At 45.5% G+C, this 19112-nt stretch carries 18 protein-coding genes; 14 read left to right on the forward strand and 4 right to left on the reverse strand.

What is annotated here, in order from left to right; translation table 11 throughout:
- The first annotated feature begins 7 nt into the window (after window positions 1–7).
- The 3 genes from glyA to rpiB are packed head-to-tail and all read left to right on the forward strand — an operon-like array spanning window position 8 to window position 2578.
- On the forward strand, window positions 8–1282 hold the full coding sequence (gene glyA / locus KYK27_RS05675; protein ID WP_199109007.1) for a serine hydroxymethyltransferase: 1275 nt from the start codon (window positions 8–10) through the stop codon (window positions 1280–1282).
- Window positions 1283–1301: 19 nt separating this feature from the next.
- On the forward strand, window positions 1302–2141 hold the full coding sequence (gene tatC, locus KYK27_RS05680) for a twin-arginine translocase subunit TatC (protein ID WP_199109008.1): 840 nt from the start codon (window positions 1302–1304) through the stop codon (window positions 2139–2141).
- A complete protein-coding gene (gene rpiB / locus KYK27_RS05685; protein WP_199109009.1) occupies window positions 2141–2578 on the forward strand; it encodes a ribose 5-phosphate isomerase B in 438 nt (145 codons plus the stop codon). The genes tatC and rpiB overlap by 1 nt, the downstream gene beginning before the upstream one ends.
- Window positions 2579–2588: 10 nt before the next feature.
- Here the strand turns inward: rpiB and KYK27_RS05690 are convergent, their stop codons facing one another.
- Complete coding sequence (locus KYK27_RS05690) at window positions 2589–3887, reverse strand: hypothetical protein (RefSeq protein WP_199109010.1); 1299 nt, start codon at window positions 3885–3887, stop codon at window positions 2589–2591.
- 206 nt (window positions 3888–4093) lie between these two features.
- Here KYK27_RS05690 and rbfA point away from each other — a divergent pair, with 206 nt between their 5' ends.
- The 8 genes from rbfA to KYK27_RS05730 all read left to right on the forward strand — a co-directional run bounded on the left by rbfA (window position 4094) and on the right by KYK27_RS05730 (window position 13392).
- Complete coding sequence (gene rbfA / locus KYK27_RS05695) at window positions 4094–4501, forward strand: 30S ribosome-binding factor RbfA (protein WP_199109011.1); 408 nt, start codon at window positions 4094–4096, stop codon at window positions 4499–4501.
- 24 nt (window positions 4502–4525) lie between these two features.
- Window positions 4526–5335, forward strand: a complete 810-nt coding sequence (locus KYK27_RS05700; protein ID WP_199109012.1) for a class I SAM-dependent methyltransferase — start codon at window positions 4526–4528, stop codon at window positions 5333–5335.
- Between the two features lie 92 nt (window positions 5336–5427).
- A complete protein-coding gene (locus KYK27_RS05705) occupies window positions 5428–6651 on the forward strand; it encodes an ABC transporter permease (protein ID WP_199109013.1) in 1224 nt (407 codons plus the stop codon).
- Between the two features lie 176 nt (window positions 6652–6827).
- Window positions 6828–9755, forward strand: coding sequence for a DEAD/DEAH box helicase (locus KYK27_RS05710; RefSeq protein WP_199109014.1), 2928 nt, complete (start codon window positions 6828–6830; stop codon window positions 9753–9755).
- Window positions 9756–9981: 226 nt separating this feature from the next.
- Window positions 9982–10422, forward strand: a complete 441-nt coding sequence (locus KYK27_RS05715) for an SRPBCC family protein (RefSeq protein WP_199109015.1) — start codon at window positions 9982–9984, stop codon at window positions 10420–10422.
- Between the two features lie 67 nt (window positions 10423–10489).
- Window positions 10490–11962 carry a 1-hydroxycarotenoid 3,4-desaturase CrtD gene (crtD, locus tag KYK27_RS05720; RefSeq protein ID WP_199109016.1) on the forward strand — a complete coding sequence of 491 codons (1473 nt, stop codon included), beginning with the start codon at window positions 10490–10492 and terminating at the stop codon, window positions 11960–11962.
- 2 nt (window positions 11963–11964) lie between these two features.
- On the forward strand, window positions 11965–12642 hold the full coding sequence (locus KYK27_RS05725; protein WP_199109017.1) for a carotenoid biosynthesis protein: 678 nt from the start codon (window positions 11965–11967) through the stop codon (window positions 12640–12642).
- Between the two features lie 141 nt (window positions 12643–12783).
- Entirely contained in the window at window positions 12784–13392 is a 609-nt protein-coding gene (locus KYK27_RS05730) for a TetR/AcrR family transcriptional regulator (protein WP_199109018.1), read from the forward strand.
- Between the two features lie 58 nt (window positions 13393–13450).
- On the opposite strand, the gene KYK27_RS05735 is transcribed toward KYK27_RS05730, so the two are convergent.
- Window positions 13451–13693 carry a DUF6952 family protein gene (locus KYK27_RS05735; protein ID WP_199109019.1) on the reverse strand — a complete coding sequence of 81 codons (243 nt, stop codon included), beginning with the start codon at window positions 13691–13693 and terminating at the stop codon, window positions 13451–13453.
- Window positions 13694–13695: 2 nt separating this feature from the next.
- Window positions 13696–14016, reverse strand: coding sequence for a thioredoxin family protein (locus KYK27_RS05740; RefSeq protein WP_199109020.1), 321 nt, complete (start codon window positions 14014–14016; stop codon window positions 13696–13698).
- Window positions 14017–14315: 299 nt separating this feature from the next.
- Between KYK27_RS05740 and prfA the strand changes: the two genes are divergently transcribed.
- From prfA to KYK27_RS05755, 3 genes are all read left to right on the forward strand, one after another.
- Window positions 14316–15392 (forward strand): peptide chain release factor 1, encoded by a 1077-nt coding sequence (prfA, locus tag KYK27_RS05745; protein ID WP_199109021.1) that lies wholly within the window; start codon window positions 14316–14318, stop codon window positions 15390–15392.
- 168 nt (window positions 15393–15560) lie between these two features.
- Window positions 15561–16937 carry a right-handed parallel beta-helix repeat-containing protein gene (locus KYK27_RS05750; RefSeq protein ID WP_199109022.1) on the forward strand — a complete coding sequence of 459 codons (1377 nt, stop codon included), beginning with the start codon at window positions 15561–15563 and terminating at the stop codon, window positions 16935–16937.
- 235 nt (window positions 16938–17172) lie between these two features.
- Complete coding sequence (locus tag KYK27_RS05755; protein ID WP_199109023.1) at window positions 17173–17598, forward strand: secondary thiamine-phosphate synthase enzyme YjbQ; 426 nt, start codon at window positions 17173–17175, stop codon at window positions 17596–17598.
- 4 nt (window positions 17599–17602) lie between these two features.
- Here the strand turns inward: KYK27_RS05755 and KYK27_RS05760 are convergent, their stop codons facing one another.
- Window positions 17603–19099 (reverse strand): M43 family zinc metalloprotease, encoded by a 1497-nt coding sequence (locus tag KYK27_RS05760; protein ID WP_199109024.1) that lies wholly within the window; start codon window positions 19097–19099, stop codon window positions 17603–17605.
- Window positions 19100–19112: the final 13 nt, after the last annotated feature.

Genomic DNA, 19112 nt, shown 5'->3' on the forward strand with positions numbered 1-19112 from the left:
TAATAAGATGCAGAAAGACACAGCTATATTCGACCTGATCGCTAAAGAGAAAGCTCGCCAAATGCATGGTATAGAACTTATTGCTTCAGAAAACTTTGTTTCGGAGCAGGTAATGCGCGCCATGGGTAGCGAAATGACTAACAAGTACGCTGAAGGCCTCCCGGGGAAGCGTTACTATGGTGGTTGTGAGATTGTAGACCAGTCGGAGCAGTTGGCTATAGATAGAGCGAAGGAATTATTTGGTGCTGAATGGGTAAACGTACAGCCACACTCAGGTGCTCAGGCGAACGCTGCTGTTATGTTGGCAGTACTGCAGCCAGGCGATAAAATTCTTGGTTTTGATCTTTCGCATGGTGGTCACTTAACGCATGGTTCTCCGGTTAACTTTTCAGGTAAACTATACCAGCCATCTTTTTATGGTGTAGAGCAGGAAACTGGCCTTATTGATTTCGATAAAGTAGTAGAAACAGCGCGTCGCGAGAAGCCGAAACTTATTATCTGCGGTGCCTCGGCTTACAGCCGCGACTGGGATTATAAAAAACTGCGTGCAGCCGCTGATGAAGTAGGCGCACTATTAATGGCTGATATCTCCCACCCTTCCGGCTTAATTGCGAAAGGTTTATTAAATAACCCGTTCGAGCATTGCCATATAGTTACTACAACTACGCACAAGACGTTACGCGGACCAAGAGGCGGTATGATCATGATGGGGAAAGACTTTGAGAACCCATTTGGTCTGAAAACTCCAAAAGGCGAAACACGCATGATGTCGTCAGTGCTGGATGGTGCTGTATTCCCGGGAACACAGGGTGGACCGTTAGAGCACGTAATTGCAGCTAAGGCTGTAGCGTATTTCGAAGCGCTTTCTGATGATTACCTGGGTTACATAAAGCAGGTACAGCAAAATGCACAGGCCATGGCCAAAGCATTTGTTGATCGTGGCTACAACATCATCTCTGGTGGCACAGATAACCATATGATGCTGATCGACCTTCGTACGAAAGGGCTTACCGGTAAACTGGCAGAAAATACATTGGTTAAAGCCGATATCACGATCAACAAAAACATGGTGCCGTTCGATGACAAATCTCCTTTTGTAACATCCGGTATGCGTGTTGGTACGGCTGCTATTACTACACGTGGCCTGAAAGAGAATGACATGACGCGTATAGTTGAGCTTATCGATGATGTGCTGATGAACCACGATAATGAGTCGAAGCTTACCTCTGTTCGCAACGAAGTAAATAACTGGATGCAGCAATACCCGCTGTTCGCTTACTAATAATTACAGGATTCTTTTAATGGATCAAAACTTCTTGGAGGAAGAACCGAAAGAGATGTCCTTTGTGGACCATCTTGAAGAGTTAAGATGGCATCTGATACGGGCAGTTGCTTCCATCCTAATATTTTCTATTATTGCTTTTTTAGCCAAAAGCTTCGTTTTTCACGATATCATCCTGGCTCCAGCACGCACAGACTTCCTGAGCTACAGGTTAATGTGCGACTTGGGGAATGCCTTGGGAATGGAGGCTTTTTGTATTGATGAGCTCGGGTTTACGATACAAAGCCGGCAAATGAGTGGACAGCTTTCTATGCACATGCTGGTGTCGGTAGTAATCGGTTTGGCTTGTGCGTTTCCGTATGCTTTCTGGGAGATTTGGCGTTTTGTAAGCCCTGGCTTGTACGATCAGGAACGTAAGAGTTCGCGTGGCGCTGTGTTCTTTGTTTCTGTGCTGTTTATAATGGGCTTGCTGTTCGGATACTATGTCGTATCTCCGATCTCCATTAACTTTCTGGCAGGTTATCAGGTCGATCCTACAATTGTAAATGAGTTTGACCTTAGCTCATATGTTTCTACGCTTACAACACTTTGCCTGTCGTGTGCATTTATGTTTCAGTTGCCGGTTATAGTTTACTTTTTCACAAAAGCAGGACTATTATCACCTGAAGTAATGAAACTATACCGCAGGCATGCTGTTATCGTAATATTAGTGGTGGGTGCCATTATAACACCGCCGGATGTGATTAGCCAGTTGCTGATCTCGATTCCGCTGATGTTATTGTATGAAGTAAGTATAATCGTTTCGCGCTCCATCCGGAATAGTGACTTAAAGAAACTGAACCAAAACAATACGATCTGATGGCTTATAACATTGCAATAGGCGGCGACCATGCCGGTTACACCTATAAAAAGTTACTCAAAAAGTATCTGGACGAATTAGGGTACAAGGTGCAGGATTTCGGGCCAGGTTCAGAAGAATCGGTGGACTATCCGGACCATGTGCACCCACTGGCAAAAGCTGTGGTAAATAAAGAAGCAGACTTTGGTATTCTGATCTGTGGTAGCGGAAACGGAGTAGCCATGACGGCAAATAAGTATAAGCAGATAAGAGCTGCTCTTTGCTGGAAACCGGAGCTGGCCAAACTTTCCCGCGAACATAACGATGCTAACATACTTTGTATACCAGCCAGGTTTGTTTCTGAAGAAGAAGCCGAAGAAATGGTGAAAGTATTCTTAAACACAGCCTTTGAAGGTGGCCGCCACCAGAACAGGGTTAACAAAATTGCCGACTGCTAAGCAGCGGCAATTATTGTTTTAACACATAGGTATTGTTCTTGCCCGTAGCGCTATACTTCCCGAAAACTGCTGGTATCTTATAGGTTAACTCTTCCATTAGATTCGCTTCATCTATAATATAGGCAGGCATTTCATTTCTGAGGTTAAGGTAAATGTTGTAGATGGCGTCATACTCATCCAGGTTGCCAAAGTCGCGCTGGGCCAGTTGCCAGTTCAGGTATGGCGTTGCCGGTTTATTCTGAAGATAATAGCGGGTGTCGTTACCCAGTACCAGTATAGTTTCGTTTTGCGGTACATCGGGCAGGTTGCCTTTAGAAATCAGTTGAGGATCAGAAAGCTCCAAAACCTGGCTGATACCAAAAAGGTCGCGGTAGCGGATAACTATCGTACTGACAAGCACCAGCATAAAGGCTAAGCTCAGCATCCACTTCTTAATAGCTATAGTAAACAGGTACTCTCCAAAGTAAGCAATAGCGGGTAGCAACAATATAAAAGTGTTTGCAGATATCTCATCCCGGGTTATAGTTAAGATCAGGCTGACTAATAACCAGATCCACATTACCTGCTGAAACTTAACCTGAAACACCAGCCGCTGCGGCAACGAAAGGCTCGACATAACCGAGAAGAAGAGCACGATCAGCGGTAAAGCAATAAGTTTAGCCAGGTCGGCAGGCGGCAGAATAAAAGCTACTTTAAACTGCCACGGGCGGAACAGGTGCATCTCAGTAAACTCATCCAGGGTGCCAGTATAGAAGTAAAAAGTAAGCAGCATCGCATACGGAAACAGAAATCCGCAGAGCATGAGTAAAATGCTTCGGAACGTATTAGAGGCAAAAAGCAGCACGGCAAAAAAGCCTATCACCAGGTATAAGCCAAGAGGTAAATAGCACAAAGCCGCCAAGCCAAGTATAAATCCCCCTACAAAAAGCCTGTTATTCTCAATCCCTTCCCGCGAGACAGTAATCAAATAAGGGAGTGATAGTATCACAAAAGTATGCCCGATCAAAACCGGCGTCAGCATCCCGAACTCATAGGTAATGCTACCAAGTACTAAATATAAAAGCGCTGGTATGTAGGTTCTGGTTGCAAAAACCTGGTAGCGGTTCAGGATAAAGTTAAAGGTAAGCGCCTGTACTAAAAGCAGTATGAGCGCAACTATACGGTACGCCAATACAGAACGGCCTGCAATAAGATCGATAAGCCAGTAAACCAGTGCGCTTAGCGGGGCAGTATTATCATAAATCTGCTGGTACATGGTATAGCCATCGGCCATGCGCTCTCCTATCAGCATGTATAAAAGCTCCTGCATAGTTACAGAAGTAAGCAACAGGTATAAAGGCAGCTGAATAGCCAGGAATAGTAATATCAGCGAAATAAGTCGGGAAAGCCGAACGCTTCTGAAGTAACTAACCAAGGAAAGAGTGAGTTAGAGAGTACTATAAACCAATGCACCTGAAATGAATAAGGCGCTTTTGGGGTAAAAATGCGAAATTAATATGATATTTGCATCTTCGTATGGAAAGTAAAAGACAACAGAAATTCTCACGCCTGATACAGAAAGAGCTGGCGGAAGTGTTTCAGAGAGAAACAACACACCTTTTTGGTGGTGCCTATATCTCTGTGAGCACGGTTCGTGTATCTCCGGACCTTGGGCTGGCACGTGTATACCTTAGTGTAATGCTGGCACCTAACAAGGAAGAGCTCTTGCAGGAACTGCGCGTGAACACTAAAACAATTCGCCATCATCTGGCGCAACGCATCAAAAGCCAGGTTAGGGTAATACCTGAACTGGTGTTTTACCTGGATGACAGCGCCGAATACGCTGCGCATATCGATAAGCTGTTCACCGGAATCGAGATTCCGCCCACTGACAAAGATTACGATACAGACGACTATATCGAGGACATCGATAACGATAAATAATAGCCCTAGCTTTGCTTCACCCTTATGCATTACGACCCAATAAAGCGGGTACTTGGAGATGTTTTCAACAAAACTCCGTTCCTGCGTCGTGTATTTTTTAACCTGTTAGATTTGCTGTTGCTGCGTACCTGGCATGTGCATAAAGAGCTGCGCCAGTGGGCTGATAACCACCGAAACAAAGAGCAGAACATACTGGATGCAGGTGCCGGCTTCGGACAATATACCTATCATTTATCCAGCATGAGCCCGAAATGGAACATACTGGCCGTGGATGTAAAGGAAGAGCAGGTATCTGATAACAACAGGTTTATGCGCGAGCTTGGCCGCCAGAACGTGCTTTTCAAGATCGCTGACCTGGTGCAATTCCGTCAGCCTGATAGCTATGACCTGATACTTTCGGTAGACGTGATGGAGCATATCCTGGAAGATGTAGATGTGTTTAAGAACTTCTATAGTTCGCTGCAGCCTGGTGGGATGCTGCTGATCTCTACCCCGTCTGATCAGGGTGGTTCGGATGTGCACGGCGACGACGAAACTTCTTTTATAGAAGAGCACGTACGCGATGGCTATAATATCAACGAGATTCAGGATAAATTACGCTCAGCTGGTTTCAGCAAAATGGAAGCGCGTTACTCGTATGGTAAGCCAGGTCAGATTTCCTGGAGATTATCGATGAAGTACCCGATGCTGATGCTGAACACGTCAAAACTATTCTTTATAGTGCTGCCGTTTTACTATCTTGTTACATTCCCGTTCAGCCTGGTGCTAAACTGGATGGATGTGAACAATAGACACGCATCCGGTACGGGCCTGATCGTAAAAGCCTGGAAGTAAGCTTAATTGTTAAATTGTTGATTGCTTAATTGTTGATCTGGAATACATGAATAACAATTAAACAGCTCAGCCATTTAACCATAATAAACTAAATGAACGTCCCTTTTCTCATAGCAAAGCGCTACTTCTTCTCTAAAAAGAAGCGGAACATCATCAGCATTATCTCGAATATTGCGATGATCGGCGTAGCTGTGGGTTCTATGGCGCTGATTATAGTTTTGTCAGTCTTTAACGGGCTCGAAGACCTTATCCGGAAGATCTATTCCAGCTTTGACCCGGACCTGAAGATAACTATAGTGGAAGGCAAGGCTTTTGAAACGGATACCGAGTTCATGAACCGGATTCGACGGATGCCCGGTGTGGCCGTAGTTTCGGAAGTGATAGAAGACAACGCCTTACTACGCTACAACGACCGCCAGATGGTGGTGAAAGTGAAAGGTGTAAGCGAGAATTTTTTCCAGCAGAACGAGATCGATACGTCGGTTGTGGAAGGACATCATCACCTGATACAGGATGGTAAGTATTATGCCCTGGTAGGTCGCGGCGTACAGTATCAGCTATCCATTAAGCCGGGCAACCAGTTTGTGCCTTTGCAGTTTTTATATCCGCGCAATACCAAGTTTAACCCCATGAACCCCGAAGGCGCTTTTAACAGCATGCCCATATTGCCGGGCGGGGTATTTGCCATAGAGCGCCAGTATGACGATGCGTATGTGTTTGTGCCGCTAAATTTTGCAGCTGAGTTGCTGGAGTATGGCCGTAAGCGAACTGCCTTGGAAATTAAAGTAGAAGAAGGCTACCGCATAGAACAGGTAAAGCAATCGTTGAAAGAATTGCTTGGCGAAAAGTTCAGGATACAGAACAGCGATGAACAACACACCAGTTTACTACGGGCAGTTAAGGTAGAAAAGCTCTTTGTGTTCGTCACCTTTGCCTTTATCCTTTTTATTGCGTCGCTTAATATTTTCTTCTCCCTCTCCATGCTGGTAATCGATAAGAAGAAAGACATTGCCATACTTGCCTCTATGGGCGCAACAGCTACCACTATCCGCAACATTTTCTTGTTAGAAGGTGCACTGGTTGCTTTTATTGGGGCGGCTTATGGCCTCTCTATGGGAATGCTGATCTGTAACCTGCAGCAAACATTCGGTATAATCTCGATGGGGATGGCGACTTCTCTAGTAGAAGCCTATCCAATTAAAATGGAGATACAGGACTTCGTACTGACCGGCGCAGCTATAGTTATCATCACGCTACTGGTCTCTATCAGGCCGGCCCGTAAAGCTGCTGCCATGTCGGTTATCGAGAATATTTAGAACCCCTCTTCCCCATATTTTAATATATTTTTCTTTCCGGACAGGTGTTTTATAAACATTTGCCTTACCCTACAGGTTATTGACTGAAAAATTGCTTTTAGGCCCCTAATAAGTCTGATTTTGGTAGGTTCTGACCGCTTTAATGGGTAAATTCGTGGTCCGAAATAGAATCTGTAATGAAAGTTTTTACCACGCAGCCTTTTCAGGTAGTTTATTCCCTTTTCGAGCATGAGTATCTCGGATATCTGTTTGAGTCTTTTGTGGTCCAGGTAAACTCCAGAGGACAACTTACGCTGCAGCACCAGAATATCTCCGCTAAAAATTCATCTGAGTTTTCCGCTGGTTTAGATGCCAATGATTTTAAGCTGGTACAGCTAATGGACCAGATACAGCAGGATGCTGTGCTTAAAAGATTCTCCCCAAAAAAGATGTCGCCGGTTGACTTTTTCCTGAAAGTATATGACCCCGAAAAAGGTGACAAAGCACTGCAGGAAACTATAAGCCACTATATGCAGGGGCGCATGGGTAAAATAATGGAGTTGCTGCGAGGCAAGCAGACATACATTATGGGCAAGGACGGCGAGCCAACCTGGCGTAAAATTTCTATTGCCCCTGAAAAAGCTTCCGTGTTATTCCATTTTCACCGCCAGGATGATGGCAGCACGCATTACTTCCCAACTATAAAATATGCCGGGCAGAAGCTGGAGTTCATGTTTAAGAACGCCTCGCTGATCTGTTACGAGCCGGCCTGGCTGATGCTAAATGGCGTGGTCTATAGTTTTGAAAAGCCGATAGATGGTAAGAAACTACAGCCTTTCCTAAACAAGCGGTTTATAGCCATTCCGCGAAGTATTGAGGAGAATTATTTCAGCAAATTTGTGGCGCCGCTCATGGAGTCCTTTGATGTGTATGCCTCCGCTTTCGAGATAAAAAAAGACAAGTATACACCTGAACCGCTACTGGTATTCTCAACTATAAAAGCGGCAAATGTGCCCGGCATATTTGCCAGAACACAGCCAGATTCTAAAATAGACCGTGAGCCGGATAAAATACTGTTCGAGCTGGCCTACAAATACGGCAACCAGGAAGTGCAGGCCACTGAAAACAAAAAAGTAAGCGTAAGCCTGGAGAAGACTCCCGAGAACTTTATTTTCCATAGGCTGGTGCGCGATGGTGTACGCGAAAAAGAGTTTTGCAAAGAGCTGAACAATCGTGGCCTCGATATAAAGAGTGGAAAAGCCGTGCTGGAAAAAGGTGCCGCCTTTGCGTGGCTTGGTACACACATTTCGGAGCTCGAAGAGCAGGGCTATACTATAAAACAATCTGATAAGAGCGGCAAGAACTACTTTATCGGTGATGTGTCTGTGGAAGTAGGCATTACCGAGAAAAATGACTGGTTTGATATTTATGGTATAATTCGTTTCGGTGAGTTTGAGATTCCGTTTATCAAACTAAAAAGTCACATCCTTACCAAGAATAACGAGTTTGTATTGCCAAACGGGCAAATAGCTATTATTCCGGATGAGTGGTTTACGCAGTATATTGAGCTGTTTGCTTTCTCGGAAGGCGATGAGCAGCTGACGCTTCGCAAGCACCACATGGCCCTGGTAAACGATCTGTATAACGGTAACCTGGCTACGGTAACGATGAGCCGCAAGCTGGAAAAGCTTCGTGAGTTCGAAACGATAGAAGACCATCCGATGCCGGTTGGGTTTAAAGGTGAACTAAGGCCTTACCAGAAAGCCGGTTATAACTGGCTACAATTTGTACAGAACTATAAGTTTGGCGGTTGCCTTGCCGATGACATGGGTCTTGGTAAAACCGTACAAACACTGGCGATGCTGCAGCACCGCAAGGAGCAGGGAGCAGAGTCGGCTACGATGCTGGTAATGCCAACTTCGCTTATCTATAACTGGCTGCACGAAGCCCAGAAGTTTACCCCGGATTTGCGTGTGCTGAGCTACACCGGTACCTATCGTAACAAAGATGTTGCGCATTTCCAGGAATATGATGTGGTACTGACCTCTTATGGTATCGTGCGCCTGGATGCGGAGCTGCTGAAGCAGTATTACTTCGATTACATTATCCTGGACGAGTCGCAGGCCATCAAAAATCCGGACTCGACTACATCTAAAGCTGTAAGGTCGCTTAAATCGAAGCACAGGCTTATACTTACCGGTACACCTGTCGAGAACAGCACCATGGATCTTTGGTCGCAGATGTCGTTCATTAATCCGGGCTTACTGGGTAATCAGCATTTTTTCCGGAACGAGTTTTTAAAGCCGATCGAGAAAGAGAAAGACGAGCAGAAGACACGCAAACTACACGCTCTTATAAAGCCTTTTATACTTCGCAGGCACAAATCACAGGTGGCCAAAGAGCTGCCCGAAAAGATAGAGCACACCACGTACTGCAAAATGACAGAAGAGCAGGGGCATGCTTACGAAGAAACCAAATCGTTTTACCGCAACAAGATACTGACCAACCTGGAAGAGAACGGGCCGGGTAATACCCAGTTCATGCTGTTGCAGGGCCTGATGAAGCTGCGTCAGATTGCAAACCACCCCCTGATGGCCGACCCGAACTATGAAGGGGAATCCGGAAAGATAAAGGAAGTGCTGCGCATGACGCGTAACGTGGTTGGCAAAGGACATAAGGTGTTGATTTTTAGTCAGTTTGTGAAGCACCTGGAGATTGTGCGGGCTGCGCTGGATGAGCGTGGAATAACCTACGCTTACCTGGACGGAAACACGAAGAACAGGCACCAGCAGGTAGAACTTTTCCAGACAGACGAAACGATACAGGTATTCCTGATCTCGCTAAAGGCTGGTGGTGTAGGCCTTAACCTGACTGCCGCCGACTATGTGTTTATACTTGACCCGTGGTGGAACCCCGCTGTAGAAGCGCAGGCTGTAGACAGAGCGCACCGTATCGGGCAGCAAAACACCGTATTTACTTACAAATTCATTACGAAGGATTCGGTGGAAGAAAAGATACTGGCCCTGCAAAACCGCAAACTGCAACTGGTAAACGACCTTATCACTACCGATGAGAACGTTATAAAGAACCTGACCAAAGAAGATATAGATAACCTGTTAAGCTAATTGTAGCATGACTTAATTATAAAATGCCACTGCAACTATAAAGCAGCGGCATTTTTGTTTGCGTTACCCATAACTTTTATAGTTGCAGGTAGTTAATCTTCCAGCAACCTTACTTGTCATCTCGACGAAAGGAGAGATCTATCTCAAATCCGAACTAGATTTCTCGCTACACTTGAAATGGCAATTCTGGGTTCTCAAATAACAATCAGCAACTAACCATCAAACCGTGCAGATCCATCTCGAAACTAAGGTCAGGCAAAACTATAGGCAGGTGTTTGAGGCATTTGATGAGCAGCTGTTCCGGAAACTTGCTCCACCCTACCCTACTTTAAAGTTGCTGCGGTTTGATGGATCTGAGCCCGGCGATGTGGTGGAAGTGGAACTGCAGACAGGCATAAAGTCATTCCGGTGGACAAGCCTGATAACCGAAAGAACTATAGCAGACAGCGAAGCTTACTTTGTAGACGAAGGCCAGGAGCTTCCCCCGCCGCTTAAACTATGGCACCATAAACACCTGATAACAGCACTTGGCCACGGCGCAACTATACACGACATTATAAACTATAGTACCGGCAACAAACTGCTCGACCTGTTACTTTACCCGCTTATGGTAGCCCAGTTCGGTATGCGGAAGCCGGTGTACAGGAAAATATTCGGGAAGCTGTAGGTTCTCAAAACCTTTCAGGGATGCTACCAGTTAGTGCACATGAACTCAGAATTCAGTAACTTATAGCATGGCAAAAGCAGCAATAATAGGTTCAGGCATTGGCGGTATTGCAGCAAGCATTCGGTTGGCTGTAAAAGGCTATGAGGTGACTGTGTTTGAGGCCAACGAAAGCTTTGGCGGTAAAATGCACGAGTTCTGGCTGGGCAACTATAGGTTTGATGCCGGTCCGTCGCTGTTTACACTGCCCCATTTGGTTGATGAGCTCTTTACGCTTGCCAACCGAAATCCATCTGACTATTTTACTTATACCCGCCTAGACCCGATCACGCATTACTTCTGGACCGATGGCAGCCAATTGAAAGCTTTCGCTGATCCTGAAAAATTTGCCACTGAAGCTGAAAAACAATTAGGCGTACCGAAACAAACGGTGCTGAGAGCGCTCAACAAAAGTGCGTGCCTCTACAAAGGCACTGCCGATACATTCCTGCACAAATCGCTGCATAAGCTAAACACTTACCTGAGTGCTGATGTGCTGAAATCATTGCAATGTTTGCCAGACCTTGGCCTGACCACAACGATGCACGACGCCAACAAAGGTCTTTTTTCGGATGACAGGTTTGTGCAACTGCTGGACCGGTTTGCTACCTACAATGGCTCTGATCCGTACCAGGCGCCTGCTACGCTGAACATTATTCCTCATTTAGAGCATGGCATTGGCGCATTTTACCCGAAAGGCGGAATCTATAGTATAGCTTCCAGCTTGGTGAAGCTGGCCGAAGAGCTTGGTGTGCAGTTCCGGTATAACGAGAAAGTAGATCAGATTATAGTTGAAGGCAGCAACGTAACAGGCGTACAGACTATAAAAGCAAACTATAGCGCTGATGTAGTGGTGAGCAACATGGATGTAGTCCCAACGTATCGCCGGCTTCTACTAAACCAACCTGCCCCTGAAACTACTTTGCAGCAACCACGCTCCAGCTCCGCGCTGATCTTTTACTGGGGAGTAAAAAAGGAGTTTCCCGAACTGCACCTGCATAACATCTTTTTTAGCGGCAACTATAAAACAGAATTTGAGCATATCTTCAAATACAAAACGATCAGCCCCGACCCCACAGTTTACGTGAACATTACCTCTAAACTGGAAAAGCAGGATGCACCGGCCGGCAGCGAGAACTGGTTTGTAATGGTAAACGTGCCGCACAACCAGGGGCAGAACTGGCCGGAACTAACCTCCGTTACACGTGAAACAGTCATACGGAAGCTAAGTAAGATGCTTGATACAAACCTGGAGCCACTTATAGAACAGGAACAGTTGCTGGACCCGCTAACGATAGAAAGTCGAACATCCTCATTTGCAGGTGCGCTATACGGCAGCAGTTCCAACAACAGGCTGGCGGCATTCCTAAGGCACCCGAATTTTAGTGGCAAACTGAAAGGACTATACTTCTGTGGCGGCAGCGTACACCCGGGCGGTGGCATTCCGTTGTGCCTGCTATCAGCTAAAATAGTAGCAGATCTGGCTCCCGAACCAACTAATTAATCATGATCAAAACAATAGATAACATTGCAACTATAAAAGCAAAAACAACCCAAACGATAGGCTTCTGGGTTTGCCTTGTAGTGTTGGTTATTTTCCATATAGTAGGTTTCTGGGGATTGATGTTCAGTGGGCGGCCCATGTACTTCCAGGAGCTTACGCCGCTTAACCTGCTGCTGACCAATGCACTGCTTTTTAGCCTGCATCGCAACTGGAACATGCAGTTTATACTTTTTGCGGTGCTGGTAACTATAGCCGGCTTTATGGCCGAGGTAATTGGCATACACACAGGCTTGCTTTTCGGGCAATACAACTATGGCCAGGCGCTGGGCACTAAACTATGGGATGTGCCGCTCCTGATCGGGCTTAACTGGCTGATGCTGGTGTATAGTACCGGAACTATAGTTAGTAAGCTAAAAGTAAACCTGCTGGTTAGAGCCCTGACCGGTGCCGCGTTAATGGTATTGCTCGATTTTTTTATGGAGCCGGTAGCCATGCAATTCGATTTCTGGGACTGGCAGGGTGGGGTTATACCAATGTCTAACTACATAGGGTGGTTAGGGCTTGCTTTCCTGCTGCACCTATACTTTCAATATATTGCGGTATACAGACAAAACCCGCTGGCACCCTTTGTATACCTGGTGCAGTTGTTATTTTTTATCGGATTATATCTGATGCTTTAAACTTTAACAGAGACGCTTGTGTTGTGCCCTTGTACTTGCAATAAAGTATATATAATTTGCGGCAGATAATGCTACTGGTGCTACTAAGGTACTTGTATAAACATTGCTGTACCAACTGCTTTTGCTGCGACAGACTTGAGGATGACTTTTTTAGAAACAATACTGGGAGAAATACTGCAGCTATTTAAGCGGGAAGGGATAGAAGCCAATTCAGAAACTGATATTATCCATAAACTGGATATCAGGCAATCTACGTACCACGAGCTTTTTGCAAATAAGCAGGATATGGTGCTGCAGGTTATTAAGCTGGATATTGAGCAGCAAAACCGCAAGCAGCAGGAATTGCTGAAAACAGCAAAAAATCCGGTGGATGAAATTATGATGCTGCTGGTAGATGGTATCAAGACAATGAAAGAAATAAACCCGGTGTTTATTTCTGATCTGCAATTATATCCGGAAGCGTGGCAGCTAAGTTTAGACAACTTAATTAACAATAACCAGCAGGTAAATACCGAAATTTTAAACAGGGGTATTCTGGAAGGCTATTTCCGTAGAGACATTAACCTGCAGTTGGTAACCAAGATCATACTGGAGCAATTCTTTATGATGATTAACCCACTGGTTTTCCCGCCTGATAAATATGACCTGGCCGAAGTTTTCAGGAGCATTTACTTATACTATGTGCGCGGTATCTGTACCGACCAGGGAGGCAGAATGGCAGAAGAATTTTTCGCCAAAAATAACTTATAACTATAAAGGCCCGGACTTACTGCCCGGGCCTTTATAGTTATAGTTTAAAACAGCTTGCTTAGCTGATAGAAACACGCACCTTTTTAGTGTATTCGCGCAGCGATGTTTTAAAGTCGTCGCCGGTTTCCTGCATGTGGTTCAGTATCCAGATGGCAGCTAAAATATGTGTTAACTGCTCGCCTTCATCATCCCCATCTACTTCAATTGCTAAAGGTTGTTCTTCAATAATAGCCTCCTCAGCGGCCATTAGAGCATGCACTTCCTGTGTTTCTACTAATTTCTTTATCGCGGGTATCTTCATAATTAAGCGTCTAGTTTATGTATAAGTGCCAGCACAGCTTCTTCTTTGCTGGCAGCCACAGTATCAACTAATTTACCATCTTTAAAAACTGCAAAGAACGGCAGGTTGGTAACGCCAGCCATTTTGCGTGCTTCCGGGCTGGTTTCAGCGTTCACATCCACAAAGGCGATGCCGTCAAACTGCTCGTCATCAGACAGACGCTTAAACTTAGGCGAGAATAAACGGCAGTTGCCACACCAGTCAGCATAATATTTTACCAAGACTTTTTTATTTGAGCTTACAATGCTCGCAAAATCATTATCCGTTGCTTTTATTACAGCCATGATGTATTGTTTATTTTAATGCGTAATTAATTTATAGACTACTTATAAACTCCTTCCAAAAGTAAATGTTTAAACTGAAAGTAGGGTAATAGATTTGATAGATTTAATATATGACTTTATAGTTTAAATCTATGATGTTTGTTTGTGAACTGCCCTATAGGAATCTGAAACTATAGTTAACAGTTTAAAGTTATAGCTTAGAACATATTATGGCGTCGGAATTACAGGATGTGGTAAAATGGATATAAAAATCTAGACGCCAATTTTGTATCTTTGCAGCCTATAAATAGAAAAACCCAATGCTAGATAAATTAGAAGCCATAAACCAGCGATTTGAAGAGGTAAGCCAGTTGCTTATTCAGCCGGATGTGGTCAGCGACATGAAGAAATATAAGGCGCTGAACAAAGAGTACAAAGACCTTGATAAGATTGTAGTTGAATATAAGAAGTACCTGAACATCCTGAGTAATATCGATAACGCCAAGCAGGTGATTTCGACGGAGAAAGATGAAGATTTCAGGGAGATGGCAAAAGAAGAACTGGATGAGCTATTGCCGCAGCGCGATGCGATGGAAGATGCTTTGAAAGAACTCCTGATACCAAAAGATCCGAACGATAGCAAGGACATTATTATGGAGATACGTGCGGGTGCTGGTGGCGATGAGGCTTCTATTTTTGCCGGCGACCTTTACCGTATGTATACCCGCTTTGCCGAAAAAATGGGCTGGCGTACAGAACTGATTGATGCCACAGAAGGTACATCGGGTGGTTACAAAGAAATTATAGTTGGCATGTCGGGCGAGGACGTGTATGGTAAGCTTAAGTTTGAGTCGGGCGTACACCGCGTGCAGCGTGTACCGGCCACTGAGACGCAGGGCCGTATCCATACATCGGTAGCTTCGGTGGTAGTGTTGCCTGAGGTGGAAGAATTCGACATTGAGCTGGATATGAACGACATCCGTAAGGACCTTTTCTGTTCTTCGGGCCCGGGTGGTCAGTCGGTAAACACGACTTACTCTGCCGTTCGTTTAACGCACTTACCAACAGGCCTTGTAGCCCAGTGCCAGGACCAGAAATCACAGCTGAAGAACTTTGATAAAGCGTTGGCGGTACTTCGCTCACGTATTTACGAGCAGGAACTTGCCAAGAAAAACGAAGAAGAAGGTGCACAGCGTAAGTCCATGGTTGGCGGCGGCGACCGTTCTGATAAGATCCGTACCTATAACTATCCGCAAGGCCGTGTTACCGATCACCGTATTGGTTACACTGTGTACAACCTGCCTTCTGTAATGGATGGTGGCATTGATAGCTTTGTAGAAGAGCTTCGTATTGCAGAAAACGCTGAAAGACTGAAAGAAGGCGCGACAGCAGAATAATATCTGTAACAAATAAGAGTTACTAAAAGGATGCAGGAAGGCAAAATAGCCGCAACTGCATCCTTTTTTATTGTTGACGGTTTAATTGCTAAATTGCTTAACTGTTAACTGCTTGTTAAGTATCACGATCTCCAACAATCAACCATTTAACCATCCAACAATTAAAACTTGAAATACCTGCTCGCCATACTGCCCCTGCTGTTTCTGCTCTCGATGCTTGGTTGCGAGCCGAAAGATGAAGAATTGACGACAGACCGGGACGCTGTGCTTACCTTTTCGCAGGATACGGTGTTGTTTGATACTGTTTTTGTAACGCAGGGCAGTGTAACTAAGCGGCTCAAGGTTTATAATCCAAACAAAAAAGCGGTTCGCATCAGTAACATTACACTGGCAGGCGCGGCGGCATCTCCTTACAACCTCATCATCAACGGACAGGAAACTATAGTTCGCAACAACCTCGAGCTTCGCGGCAAGGACAGCCTGTATATTTTGGTTAAAGTAAACATCAACCCTAACGATGCTAACCTACCCTTTTTAGTAGCCGACTCCATCCTTTTTGATACGAACGGGCAGCGCCAAACTATAAAACTGGTGGCTTACGGGCAGAATGCAGTCTTCCACAGGAAAGAAACAATTGGTACCACCACCTGGACCAGCGACCTGCCACATGTGCTGCTGGATACAGTTTTGCTGAGAGAGGGTGCGACACTAACTATAGATAAAGGTGCACGCATAGTGGCTGGCAGTAAAGGAGTGCTGCTGGTAAACGGTACGTTAAACGTAAATGGCACCCCGGAAGAGCGGGTAACATTCAGCGGCTATCGTCGCGAGCCGGAATATGTTCGGGCGCCTGGCCAATGGGAAGGCATCCGGATACTGACTAAAAGCAGCAATAACAGTATTAAGTATGCCGATATATGGAACACAATTTACGGGCTGCGCATAGGTAACCCGGGTAAAGGTGGTACGCTGGTAGAAGGCTGTATCATTTCCAATGCTTTTTCGGATGGTATTATCGCATTCACGTCAGATGTACAGGTAGTAAACTCGCTGATCTATAATTGCGGGCAGTTTGGTTTTGGCGGTTTGGGAGGCGGTAACTATGAAGTGCTCTACTCTACTATCGTTAACTTTAACAACTCACTGGCGCGCGCAAATCCGGCTTTCGTAATAACAGACTACATTCCGGACACCGAGATAAAAGATAAGCCAACGAGCCTGCGGCTGGTAAATTCTATAGTTTACTCGGATGGCTATAGTTCGGTGGATGAACTGTTACTAGATGCGAAAGCTGCTACAACTATGGAAATTGCCCACAACCTGCTGCGCACAACTAAATATGCAGATGCCCTGAAAGGTGATGGGAACATTCTTAATAAGGAGCCTAAGTTTAAAGATATCGGCAAGTATAATTTCAGGTTAGATACGTTATCGCCGGCGAGCAACGCAGCGAAGGTTTTGCCAACTATAATCAAAGACATCACCGGAACTACCCGCAGCCTCACCGCCCCCGACATAGGCGCGTACGAACGTACGATAGACTGAACTATAGTTAGTGAGTTTGGGAGTTAAAGAGTTTGGGAGTTTCTATAGTTAGAAATTCAGAAAAGGATAAGTTAGTGAAGGATTATTTCTTACCGGCCAGATTTTTATACTTACTGATAAATACATACATCAAGGACGCAATCTCATGATTCCTAAACTATAGCTCACTTTCTAACCTCTCAACTTTTTAAATTCTTTAACTCCCAAACTCTCTAACTCCTAAACTATAAAAACTATGATTTGGTACCAGAAAGAGATACGATTGCCGGCTGTGCAGCGAGGGTTTCATTTGATAACAGACCTGATTGAGGCGCAGTTGCCGGAGCTGGAGGATATTAAAGTTGGCATAGCGCACATTTTTATAAAACACACCTCAGCGAGCTTAACTATAAATGAAGATGCAGACCCAACGGTGCGACAGGATTTTGAAAGCCACTTTAACCAGATGGTACCCGAAAATGCAAGCTACTACCGCCACACTTCCGAAGGCCCGGATGATATGCCCGCTCATTTAAAAGCGGCTCTGCTGGGAAGTTCGGTAACGGTACCCATCACAAACGGGAAATTTAACTTAGGAACCTGGCAGGGCATTTACCTGTGCGAGCATCGTAACCACGCCTCTAAACGCTGGATCGTGGTTACCCTGAACGGAAGTAAGTAAGCAACTACTTTATTATAGTTACTTTCCTGGTGATCACTCCTTCTGAGCTGCTGATACGCAGGAAATATAAGCCACTCGGCAGACCTGTCGTTTTAAGTTCAGCTTTGCGGGAAGTTACTTGCTGGCTTAGCATGACCTGGCCCAACCTGTTTAAGAGTTCTACCTGGCGCAACGTTACGTGTGCAGGCTGCTCAATAATAATATAGTCCGATGCCGGTACAGGGTAAACAGTCAGGTCATTAGGAGTAACTTCTATATACTGTTCCTGGGTTTCTGTGCTGCTCATCTGGCTGTTAGCTATAGTTAAGCTAACCTTGTAAATGCCGGGTTTTTTGTAGGTAACTGTGGGGTTACGCTCCGTAGAGGTTGCAGGTGTGCCGCCTTCAAATTCCCAGAGCCAGGAGTTTGGCTTAACTCCTATCGACTTATCCCTGAACTGAACCTTCTCGCCAGCTTGTATCAGTGTGTCTGTTTCGGCCTCAAATCTTGCGAGCAGACCGCCATTGCAAGCCACGGAAGTTAATATATCGCTCCTTGATGAATGAAGCACCGCCTGCATATAAGCGATCTGGCCATTGGTAAACAGGTTCATACAGGCATCGTCGCTATAGTCCATATAGTTTTGCCACATATCGCCGTAAGGGCCGTTTTCGCAGCTAACTATAGTTCCGGTCGGGCAGTCGTAGTTGGGTGCATACTGGTTAGGAGTATCATCAATAAAATCAGAATCAGAGCACGACTCGTTACTTGTTCCCCAGATATGTTGCAGTCCAAGCCAGTGCCCTATCTCGTGGGTGGCAGTCCGGCCTTTGTTAAACTGTGTCGGGAAGGGATTGTAAGGTGGTTCTCCAACAGTTTTGTAAAACAGCACTACGCCATCGTACTGCGAGGAAGAACTCATGCCCGGGAAAGTAGCCCACCCTAAAATATCATTGGAAATATTGCCAACCCAGATGTTAAGATACTGCGTTTGATCCCAGGCTGGTGCGCCGCCCCTGTCTTCCCGCTTGATATTGTTATTGTTTGCACTGAAGGTTATGCTGCTGGTCTGGGTACGGGTAATGCCATTGGTTACGCTTCCATCCGGGGCTGTGGAGGCCAGGCAAAACTCAATACCGGCGTCGCCTGCAAAAGAGGCAAAATGCGCAGGCGTGTTTACTTTGTCAGTATTTGTTCTTCGGAAATCGGCATTCAGTACAGCCAGTTGCGAATAGATCTGCTCATCAGAAATATTTTGCTCCGGGGTATTGTAAACCACATGAAACACCACCGGAATGGAGACAGGGCCTGTAGCTTTGCGTATTTCCTTGCCCTGGCGTTTCTGGCTGAGGTATTGTTGTGCGGCTTCTTTAGCTTGCTGTTGCTGTAGTTTTATGCCGGGCTGTAGTTGCTCCAGTGTTTCCTGGTATAGTTCTGTTGCACAGGTGCGTCCTTTGTGCTGGCCCAAGCCCGGCATAGCTGCAAAAAGCAGCACAAACCACAAAAGAGCACAAAAACGCATAAAGCTGAAGAGT

The sequence above is a fragment of the Pontibacter populi genome (assembly GCF_019336435.1).
Classification (GTDB): Bacteria; Bacteroidota; Bacteroidia; order Cytophagales; family Hymenobacteraceae; genus Pontibacter; species Pontibacter humidus.

Bases quoted from the DNA above. Each gene is read 5' to 3' on its own strand.
- glyA (WP_199109007.1), top strand. From the start codon at position 8: ATGCAGAAAGACACAGCTATATTCGACCTGATCGCTAAAGAGAAAGCT.
- KYK27_RS05760 (WP_199109024.1), bottom strand. From the start codon at position 19,099: ATGCGTTTTTGTGCTCTTTTGTGGTTTGTGCTGCTTTTTGCAGCTATG.
- KYK27_RS05690 (WP_199109010.1), bottom strand. From the start codon at position 3,887: ATGCAGGAGCTTTTATACATGCTGATAGGAGAGCGCATGGCCGATGGC.
- KYK27_RS05725 (WP_199109017.1), top strand. From the start codon at position 11,965: ATGATCAAAACAATAGATAACATTGCAACTATAAAAGCAAAAACAACC.
- KYK27_RS05730 (WP_199109018.1), top strand. From the start codon at position 12,784: ATGACTTTTTTAGAAACAATACTGGGAGAAATACTGCAGCTATTTAAG.
- prfA (WP_199109021.1), top strand. From the start codon at position 14,316: ATGCTAGATAAATTAGAAGCCATAAACCAGCGATTTGAAGAGGTAAGC.
- KYK27_RS05710 (WP_199109014.1), top strand. From the start codon at position 6,828: ATGAAAGTTTTTACCACGCAGCCTTTTCAGGTAGTTTATTCCCTTTTC.
- KYK27_RS05735 (WP_199109019.1), bottom strand. From the start codon at position 13,693: ATGAAGATACCCGCGATAAAGAAATTAGTAGAAACACAGGAAGTGCAT.
- rbfA (WP_199109011.1), top strand. From the start codon at position 4,094: ATGGAAAGTAAAAGACAACAGAAATTCTCACGCCTGATACAGAAAGAG.
- KYK27_RS05705 (WP_199109013.1), top strand. From the start codon at position 5,428: ATGAACGTCCCTTTTCTCATAGCAAAGCGCTACTTCTTCTCTAAAAAG.
- KYK27_RS05740 (WP_199109020.1), bottom strand. From the start codon at position 14,016: ATGGCTGTAATAAAAGCAACGGATAATGATTTTGCGAGCATTGTAAGC.
- KYK27_RS05700 (WP_199109012.1), top strand. From the start codon at position 4,526: ATGCATTACGACCCAATAAAGCGGGTACTTGGAGATGTTTTCAACAAA.
- KYK27_RS05755 (WP_199109023.1), top strand. From the start codon at position 17,173: ATGATTTGGTACCAGAAAGAGATACGATTGCCGGCTGTGCAGCGAGGG.
- crtD (WP_199109016.1), top strand. From the start codon at position 10,490: ATGGCAAAAGCAGCAATAATAGGTTCAGGCATTGGCGGTATTGCAGCA.
- tatC (WP_199109008.1), top strand. From the start codon at position 1,302: ATGGATCAAAACTTCTTGGAGGAAGAACCGAAAGAGATGTCCTTTGTG.
- rpiB (WP_199109009.1), top strand. From the start codon at position 2,141: ATGGCTTATAACATTGCAATAGGCGGCGACCATGCCGGTTACACCTAT.